Here is a 7,935-nt window from a genome sequence, read left to right as displayed (position 1 = left end):
AGAAAGACCAATTATAACTATTTTTGATAATGAAGATTAATTAAATAAAAACGGTCAACACTAATCAGGGAAGTACAAGTGAATAGAGGAAAGTTGACCGAAAGAGTAAAGTGCGAAAGCTTGAGCTTGCTGCGTTTAAAGACTACCAGCTACCGCCTATTGGCTACGGTCTATAATAAATTCCAGCGCGCGCTTTTCGTGATAGTACTTTTCCCCTTTCTGAATAAAGCCCACATGGCCTCCGTATTTTGGAATTTCAAGGTAAAGAAATGAAGAATTTTTGGCGGTTTTTACAGGATAGGAATTAGGCGAAAGAAAGGAATCATTTTCAGCATTAATAAGGAGTGTTGGGATTTTAATATGGGGCAAAAATTGCAGGCAGCTGCATTTTTTATAATATTCTGCCGCGTCTTTATAGCCGTGGGCTTTGCTGGTGTAAAGCTCATCTACGGCAAGCAGGGAATTGCAGGAAGCGATATCATTCTTATCAATCTCCCCTGGGAAGGCCAGATGGCGTTCATAAAGTTGCTCCTTCAGGTTCTTTAAAAATCGTCTTGAATATAGAAAATTATGGTTTTTATTAAGCTCTTTAAGGGAAGCGCCCAAATCACAAGGCACCGAAACCGCCATTGCCGACTTCACTTCCGTGGGGACAGTATTCCGTTCGCCCAGGTATTTTAGAAGCAGGTTGCCACCCAGGCTAAAACCGGCCAGTGAAATATGCCGGTATTTGTTTTTCTTGAGGGCATGCGTAACCACTTCTTCCAGATCTTCGGTAGCTCCCGCATTATAACTGCGGTAGAGCCTGTTAAGCTCTCCGCTGCAACTCCTAAAGTTCATTAGCGCCACATCCCAGCCCTTTTCTGTAAAAGACTTTGCCATTCCCAGCATATAAGGACGCTGTGCATTTCCAGCCAGCCCATGAGTAACAATAAGCAGTTTTTCAGTATTTTTATTGAGAGGATAACACCAGTCCAAATCGAGAAAATCCCCGTCACTAAGCTCCAGTCTCTCCCTTTTTGAAATTCTGAAATCTACTTTTCGTAAAAGCGCGGCATAAATAGTAGAAAGATGAGCGCTGCGAAAAATTAATGGCGAATGATATGAGCTGTCAAGTATCGGCATGTTAAAAAAGCGATTAATGTGAAAATAGCCTCATACAAAAGTAAAATAATTATGCATGCATAATAAAGTTTCTTAGCTTTATAAAAAATTGAACTAATGTACACCAAAGAATTTGAAATTCGCTGGAGCGATATTGATGCGAACAGGCATCTTGCCAATACGGCTTATGTTAATTTTATGAGCCACACCCGGATGGGTTTTCTAATGGAGAATGGGTTTGGGCAAAAAGAACTTGCCAAATTCAATATTGGGCCGGTGGTTTTTTATGAGCATATTTATTACTTTAAAGAAGTATTTGCGGGCATGCCCGTAAAAGTGAGTCTTCAGCTTAAAGGATTGTCTGAGGACGGAATGTATTTTGAGTTTATCCATGATTTTTATGATCATAAAGGAAGAAATTTTGCAAGTTGTGAAATGATGGGGGCCTGGATAGATTTAAAGGAGCGAAAGTTAACCGCACTCCCCGAAGAACTTTTTGAAAACCTAAACGGACTTCAGCATACCAAAGATTTTAAAGTGCTCACTAAAGAAGATACCCGGAAATTTGGCAAAAAACCAGCCGATATTGATCCTTCGCAATTATAAAAGAACATGATGCAGCAAGAACATGACGTGTGGTATGCCTGTTACGGTTCCAATATACAGGAGAAAAGATTTTTATGTTATATAGAAGGAGGGACTCCTGCCGGTGCCATTAGGAATTTTGCAGGGTGCAGCAACAGGGCGGCTCCCAGGGAAAACCATCCGGTCACCATCAACAGGGAAATGTATTTTGCCAAGGAAGCCATCACCTGGAACGGTGGCGGCATTGGCTTTTTAAAACCTGAAGAGGACAGTGAATCTAAGACGCTGGGAAGGCAATATTTAATCACTTCCGGGCAGTTTATAGATCTGGTGAAGCAGGAGTTAAAACTGGAAGGCGACCTGGTAATAGATTTTACCGAGCTTGAAGAAAAAGGATCCTATATATGTTCCCCGGGAGGGAGGTATGGTAAATTAATTTGCCTTGGGCACCGCGATAACAAACCAATTTTCACTTTTACCAGTGAACATTTTTTAGCCGAAGAAATTAATGCTCCCAACAAGGCTTACCTGGCAACAATTATTTCGGGTTTACGGGAAGTGTATGAGTTGAGCGACGCTGAAATGGTAGAATATTTTAAAAATAAAGAAGGGATAAAGAATACTCCTTTAGAAGCAAAATTGCCGGAAATAGTAGCGGCAGCAAATTAATTTCCATGCCTTTGATAACTTCAGAAATAAGATGGTTTTCTGCGGAAAAAGAATTGCTCCAAGAAGTTTTTTTTATGCTGAATAAGCCTGATGAAGGAATTTTTGAGGGAGAACGAAGTGATTTTTACTTAAAATCTGGAACAACTTCCGCAGGAATTAAAATAAGGGAAGGGAATCATGAACTTAAAGTGAAAACAGCCGAAGATGAAGAGTTGGCTTTGGGAACCATTCAGCATTGGGCAAAATGGAGCTACCAGGAGCCGCAAAATATTCTTAAGCTTGTGAATACTGGAATGCTTCAGGAGTGGGTAGAGGTTAAAAAGAAAAGATATAAGAAAATAGTGTCGGTAGAGGCGGGGAAGATCAGCTTTACTTCAGCAGAAGATGTAAAGGAAAAATGTGAAATAGAATTTACCGAATTTAAAATACCCTCCATACCTCACCGTATATTTACTTTGGGAGTGGAGGCTTCGGGCAACAATGAAAGGCAAAACCTGAAACTCGCCTTACAAAAGTTACCGTTTCCTGAGACCTCACTAAAAAATTTAAGATCCTGTAGTTATCCGGAATTTCTGGATATGCCGGGAATCTAGTTCCTCATTTACTATTCGGGTCAGGCTGTGGTTTTGGTCTTCTTTATAGTCACCATATAAACCCCTGCAAAAACAAGCAGGGCGGCAATTACTTTTACCGGTGTAAGCCTGTCAGCGCCTGTGGCTACTGCATAAATAATGGCGATTAAAGGCTGCAGGTAGATAAAAGCGCTTATTGTGGAAGCCGAAAGTTGCTTTAAAGCATAAATGTTTAGCAGGTATGTGGAAAAGGTAGTTCCCAGCACCACAAAAGCCATTTTCCATACCGCTTCAAAAGGAAGGCTCCCCCATTCTACCGCTGTAAATTCGCCAATGGTAATGGGGAAATTTATAATAACAGCAATCAAAAAAAGCCATTTCATAATGGTGAAAGGATGATATTTTGAAGTAAGCGGCCTCACCAGGATAAGGTATAGCCCGTAAGAGAAAGCATTAACGATAAAAAGAATATTCCCCAGTGGGATATTAGGCGCATTCTCTTTGGTTGCATTGCTAAAAAGTACCAGCACCAGGGCGCCACCAAGGCCTACTACTATCCCCGCGCTTTTTAAAAGCGTAATACGTTCCCTGATTAATATGGAAGCCAAAATAAGTACCATTACGGGCGATAGGGTTACAATTACAGAACTATTAATTGGGGTAGACAAGCTTAATCCTTTAAAGAAGAAGAGCATGTTAATTACCATTCCAAAAATGGCACAACCAAAAATACGTGGCCAGTCTGAAGTGGCTATCTTTTCCCTTGGCCCAAAAATGCTGATTGCCCAGAAAAGAATAGCAGCACCAAACACCCTGAGAAAAATAAACCCAAAGGGTTCTATATATACAGGCATTACTCCTTTGGCTACGGTGTGGTTTAAACCATAGATCGCGCTGGCCAGGAAGGCGGCAATAATTGCCAGGATCCTGCTATCCATGTACAGAGGCTTTGGCGGCTTCCACCGTTTTTTTGGAATTGCCTATAAAAATTTCATTATTATTAACAATTACCGGCCGTTTGAGAAAAGTATAATGCTCCAGGATAAGATTTTTATACCGGGCTTCATCAAGATTTTCATTTTTAAGGTTTTTCTCCTTGTACAGGCGCGCGCGCTTGCTAAAAAGCGCTTCATAACTGCCTGCAAGCTCCTTCATTTCTTCCAACTGATCTTCAGTTATTTTTTCTTCCTTAATGTCCTGAAGGATAAAGGAAGCAGGAGGATTCAGCTCGCATAAAATTCTTTTACAGGTATCGCAGGTAGAGAGTTGGTAAATCTTTTTCATGGTACTAAAACAGGTTGAAGATATTAGAGTTTACAAATTAAAAATTTTTTAAGCCTGGTCAAAAGGTGTTTTCCGGCAAAATTTTTTATTGCAGGGGAGCTTCCTCCGGTACAATTTTTAGAAATCGGCCAACGTCGCTGTAAGGCAGGCGATAAGAGAATTCTCCTTCGGCATAAGAAGCGATTTCGTAAGCGTTATAATGAAGCACCAGCCCTTCTTCAGTAAAACCGATATTCTCGGGAAGTACAAATGTATCGTCTTCAAAAAACAAACCAGTACTATTAATAGAATCCTCTTCTCCTATACCCTGGTCTTTGCGGAATTTTTCCTCAAAAAATCTTTTAAATTCGGGAGTAAATAATTCATTATAGGAATAAAGATCCCCGGTTTCAGGATTAAAGTTTAAATAAGAAATACTGCTGTAGCCATGGGCTCCTCCTGTAAACATCCTGGAATTAAATCTTATGGAAATCAATGCCGCGTCTCTTCTGGTAAATTCAGCAAAAATGGTAGCTTCCCAGGGAAGTTCGTAAGCTGAAAAATCCCTGGCATTGGTCTTATAATTTTCGATAAAATTTATGGCAAGTTCTTCAACAGAAACCAGTTTCTCCTCTTCCTGATAATCTACAATCTCTATAATATGGCTTCTTATTTCTTCGTTTATTTTAGAAGCTACTTTATTTTCATTTTCAGCAACGGGATAGCTTATACTAATAAAGGCACAATCTCCTTCCTCGGGATTGCAATTGTCGCTGGATTTTTCTATGGAATAATTCGTGAAATGTAAAGGTTTTTCTTCCTGCTCACAGCCAGCGAAAATTAAAGCCAGAAGAAGGATTAGCAGATATTTTTTCACAACAAAAAGGCGTGTTAAAGTTCTTGCTAAAGGTACATGCAATTTTGTGATTGCCCAACATCTATAGTACATTTGCGCCAGCAAAAAACGATCTGCAAGATCTATAAAAATTGCCTGGAAATTTCAAATTTCCAGCAAGGAATTAACTGTAAAAAAATCTATTAGATGAAATTCAATACCAAAACAATTCATGGCGGCCAGGAAAATACAGATCCTGCTTACGGTTCAGTAATGCCTCCCATTTACCAAACCAGTACTTATTCGCAAAGCACACCAGGAGGGCATAAAGGTTATGAATACAGCCGAAGTGGTAATCCTACCAGGGCAGCTTTGGAAAGCGCACTTGCAAGTATTGAAAATGGTAAATTTGGCCTTGCTTTTGGCTCTGGACTTGCTGCCATAGACGCGGTAATGAAATTGTTTAAACCCGGAGATGAAATTATTTCTACTAATGATCTCTATGGTGGTTCCTACAGGTTGTTCACTTCTATTTTTGAAAAATGGGGCATTAAATTCCATTTTATTGGCATGCAGGAAGCGGAAGGTATTGAGCAATATATAAACGAAAATACGAAGATGATTTGGGTGGAAACGCCAACTAACCCAATGATGAATATTATAGATATTGAAGCGGTGGCGAAAATTGCCAAAAAGAAACAGGTGCTGCTGGCCGTAGATAATACCTTCGCGACTCCTTACCTGCAACAACCCTTAGATCTGGGGGCCGATATTGTGATGCACAGTGCCACTAAATACCTTGGTGGCCATAGCGATGTGGTTATGGGAAGCCTGGTGGTGAAAAATGAAAAACTGGCCGAAAAGCTTTATTTCATCCAAAATGCCAGCGGTGCGGTTTGTGGCCCACAGGACAGCTTTCTTGTGCTTCGGGGAATTAAAACCCTGCACCTTAGAATGCAAAGGCATTGTGAGAATGGGGAAGCCGTAGCCAGGTTCCTTAAGGATCATCAAAAAGTAGATAAAGTGTACTGGCCTGGTTTTGAAGATCATCCTAATCACGAGATTGCGAAAAAACAGATGAAAGGTTTTGGCGGAATGATCTCTTTTACCACTGCCGAAAATACCCTTAAAAGCGCGGTAAGAGTAGTTGAAAACCTGAAGGTTTTCACTTTGGCGGAATCCCTGGGTGGGGTGGAATCCCTTGCCGGACACCCTGCGAGTATGACCCACGCTTCCATTCCTATGGAAGAACGTGCTAAAACCGGGGTTGTGGATTCTTTAATAAGGTTAAGTGTAGGAGTTGAAGACGAAGAAGACCTGATTGAAGATTTAAAGCAGGCGTTGGGGTAAAACAATAATCTGAAGTTTAAAGTTTAAGGTCTAAAGTTTATTGCTTTGGGCCTTTTTGCTTTTTAATCAACATCAGATTACCACTTCCGTCTTCCGGCCAATCAACCTTGCAAAAAAGATGGGGGCAGGAAAATTCAGGTAAAAGCTTTCTTTTTCAGGTCATTTCAATGGAAACCTGTACTTCAATCTCAAAATTCAAAATTCAAAATTCAAAATTCAAAACTCAAACTCCGAACCAAGAACTTTTCACTCTTCACTCTTTTCCTTTTTAACTTTTTACCTTCAAACTTTCCACTTCATCAAAGTATTTTCGAAAGCGCCCATACCAGGCGGTCTACTTCAGCTTTTGTATTGTAATGCACCAGGCTTACTCTTACCACCCCGTTTTTTTCTTCAAGGTTCAGGGCTTGTATTAGTTTTTTAGCGTAGAAATCACCAAACCTTATTCCAATGCGGTATTCGTCTATTTGCTGCACAATCTCATCACTTTTTAATTCAGAATGGACAAATGAAATGGTGGGAACACGTTTTTCTTTGTTCAAAAAAGGCGAACCTATAATGCGAATTTTAGGATTTGAATTTAAATACTGAAGCAGGATGCCGCTAAGTTCTTCTTCATGAGCAGCCATGAGTTCATATACTTTTTCCACTTTTTTCTGAAAAGAACCTGCCGATATTCCCGGGAAATGATGTTTGTACATTTCCTGGAAATATTCCGTAAGGCCCAGCAAACTATAAGTAAGCTCAAAATTGAAGTTTCCGGGCTGGAATTTATAGGGCACATCTTTCTTTTTAAAGAAGTAATGGTTTATCCCGTCCATTTTAAGCAGGAGGTTGTATTTGCCATACATTACGGCCAAATGTGGCCCATAGGTTTTATACCAGCTAAAGGTGTAAAAATCAACATCCAGTTCCTGTACATCTATTTTGCGATGGGGAGCGTAGGCAACGCCATCTACACAAATAAGCGCCCCGGCTTTATGAACAATTTGAGCGATTTCCTTTACCGGGTTTATGGTCCCAAGAAGATTGGAGCAGTGGGTAACCGCAACCAGCCGGGTATTCTTGTTTAATAAATTCTTTAAATCCCGGAGGTCAAGTTCTAAAGTTTCGGGATTTACATTCCATATTCTTATGTTGATCCCTTTTTCCTTAAGTTCTGTCCAGCAGGAAACATTTGCTTCATGATCTGTATTGGTCACAATAACTTCATCTCCTTTCTGCCATTCCTTGCTAATGCATAAACTTAGGATCCTAAAAAGCATGGAAGATGAAGGCCCTATAACCACTTCTTCGGGTTGGGAGGCATTAATGAATTTTGAAACCTGTTTGGTGGCATAAGCAAGTTTCTCCCCTGCTTCCCTGGAGACCTGGTAAGATGCCCCCAATTGTACATTATGATGAGTAAGATAACCCGAAATTCTTTCAATTACTTTCCCCAGTACCTGGGAACCGCCGGCATTGTCCATAAAAATGAAATCCCGATTTAGGGCAGGGAACTGCCTGCGTACATATTCAATATCCATAGTTTAAGTTATAGGTTAGGTTTAGATAGGT

9 protein-coding genes are annotated in these 7,935 nt (G+C 40.3%); 4 read left to right on the top strand and 5 right to left on the bottom strand.

Annotated features, from left to right (window positions below; genetic code table 11):
* Positions 1-156: 156 nt before the first annotated feature.
* Entirely contained in the window at positions 157-1,125 is a 969-nt protein-coding gene (locus AB8M93_RS16320) for a YheT family hydrolase (protein ID WP_373059638.1), read from the bottom strand.
* A 96-nt stretch (positions 1,126-1,221) separates the two neighbouring features.
* Here AB8M93_RS16320 and AB8M93_RS16315 point away from each other — a divergent pair, with 96 nt between their 5' ends.
* The 3 genes from AB8M93_RS16315 to AB8M93_RS16305 are packed head-to-tail and all read left to right on the top strand — an operon-like array spanning position 1,222 to position 2,951.
* Entirely contained in the window at positions 1,222-1,710 is a 489-nt protein-coding gene (locus AB8M93_RS16315) for an acyl-CoA thioesterase (protein ID WP_373059636.1), read from the top strand.
* A gap of 6 nt (positions 1,711-1,716) precedes the next feature.
* Complete coding sequence (locus tag AB8M93_RS16310) at positions 1,717-2,358, top strand: hypothetical protein (RefSeq protein WP_373059634.1); 642 nt, start codon at positions 1,717-1,719, stop codon at positions 2,356-2,358.
* Positions 2,359-2,363: 5 nt separating this feature from the next.
* Positions 2,364-2,951: a hypothetical protein gene (locus AB8M93_RS16305; RefSeq protein ID WP_373059632.1), complete on the top strand. Its 588-nt coding sequence runs from the start codon at positions 2,364-2,366 to the stop codon at positions 2,949-2,951.
* A gap of 20 nt (positions 2,952-2,971) precedes the next feature.
* Here the strand turns inward: AB8M93_RS16305 and AB8M93_RS16300 are convergent, their stop codons facing one another.
* The 3 genes from AB8M93_RS16300 to AB8M93_RS16290 form a co-directional block, all read right to left on the bottom strand.
* Positions 2,972-3,868, bottom strand: coding sequence for a DMT family transporter (locus tag AB8M93_RS16300; RefSeq protein ID WP_373059630.1), 897 nt, complete (start codon positions 3,866-3,868; stop codon positions 2,972-2,974).
* Positions 3,861-4,214, bottom strand: coding sequence for an arsenate reductase family protein (locus tag AB8M93_RS16295; protein ID WP_373059628.1), 354 nt, complete (start codon positions 4,212-4,214; stop codon positions 3,861-3,863). Before AB8M93_RS16295 ends, AB8M93_RS16300 begins: the two co-directional genes overlap by 8 nt.
* Before the next feature lie 85 nt (positions 4,215-4,299).
* Positions 4,300-5,070, bottom strand: coding sequence for a DUF3298 and DUF4163 domain-containing protein (locus AB8M93_RS16290; protein WP_373059626.1), 771 nt, complete (start codon positions 5,068-5,070; stop codon positions 4,300-4,302).
* 165 nt (positions 5,071-5,235) lie between these two features.
* On the opposite strand from AB8M93_RS16290, the gene AB8M93_RS16285 reads away from it, so the two are divergent.
* Positions 5,236-6,378: a cystathionine gamma-synthase gene (locus AB8M93_RS16285; RefSeq protein ID WP_373059624.1), complete on the top strand. Its 1,143-nt coding sequence runs from the start codon at positions 5,236-5,238 to the stop codon at positions 6,376-6,378.
* 299 nt (positions 6,379-6,677) lie between these two features.
* Here the strand turns inward: AB8M93_RS16285 and AB8M93_RS16280 are convergent, their stop codons facing one another.
* Entirely contained in the window at positions 6,678-7,904 is a 1,227-nt protein-coding gene (locus tag AB8M93_RS16280) for a cysteine desulfurase-like protein (RefSeq protein ID WP_373059622.1), read from the bottom strand.
* Positions 7,905-7,935 lie beyond the last annotated feature (31 nt).

The sequence above is a fragment of the Autumnicola aciditolerans genome (assembly GCF_041679265.1).
Lineage (GTDB): Bacteria > Bacteroidota > Bacteroidia > Flavobacteriales > Flavobacteriaceae > Autumnicola.
Note: the sequence above shows the minus strand (reverse complement) of the source record. Positions and strands in the feature narration are given on the sequence as shown.

What these genes read in the sequence shown, in the direction of transcription:
- AB8M93_RS16320 (WP_373059638.1), bottom strand. Translation starts at nt 1,125, where the DNA reads ATGCCGATACTTGACAGCTCATATCATTCGCCATTAATTTTTCGCAGC.
- AB8M93_RS16315 (WP_373059636.1), top strand. Translation starts at nt 1,222, where the DNA reads ATGTACACCAAAGAATTTGAAATTCGCTGGAGCGATATTGATGCGAAC.
- AB8M93_RS16310 (WP_373059634.1), top strand. Translation starts at nt 1,717, where the DNA reads ATGATGCAGCAAGAACATGACGTGTGGTATGCCTGTTACGGTTCCAAT.
- AB8M93_RS16305 (WP_373059632.1), top strand. Translation starts at nt 2,364, where the DNA reads ATGCCTTTGATAACTTCAGAAATAAGATGGTTTTCTGCGGAAAAAGAA.
- AB8M93_RS16300 (WP_373059630.1), bottom strand. Translation starts at nt 3,868, where the DNA reads ATGGATAGCAGGATCCTGGCAATTATTGCCGCCTTCCTGGCCAGCGCG.
- AB8M93_RS16295 (WP_373059628.1), bottom strand. Translation starts at nt 4,214, where the DNA reads ATGAAAAAGATTTACCAACTCTCTACCTGCGATACCTGTAAAAGAATT.
- AB8M93_RS16285 (WP_373059624.1), top strand. Translation starts at nt 5,236, where the DNA reads ATGAAATTCAATACCAAAACAATTCATGGCGGCCAGGAAAATACAGAT.
- AB8M93_RS16280 (WP_373059622.1), bottom strand. Translation starts at nt 7,904, where the DNA reads ATGGATATTGAATATGTACGCAGGCAGTTCCCTGCCCTAAATCGGGAT.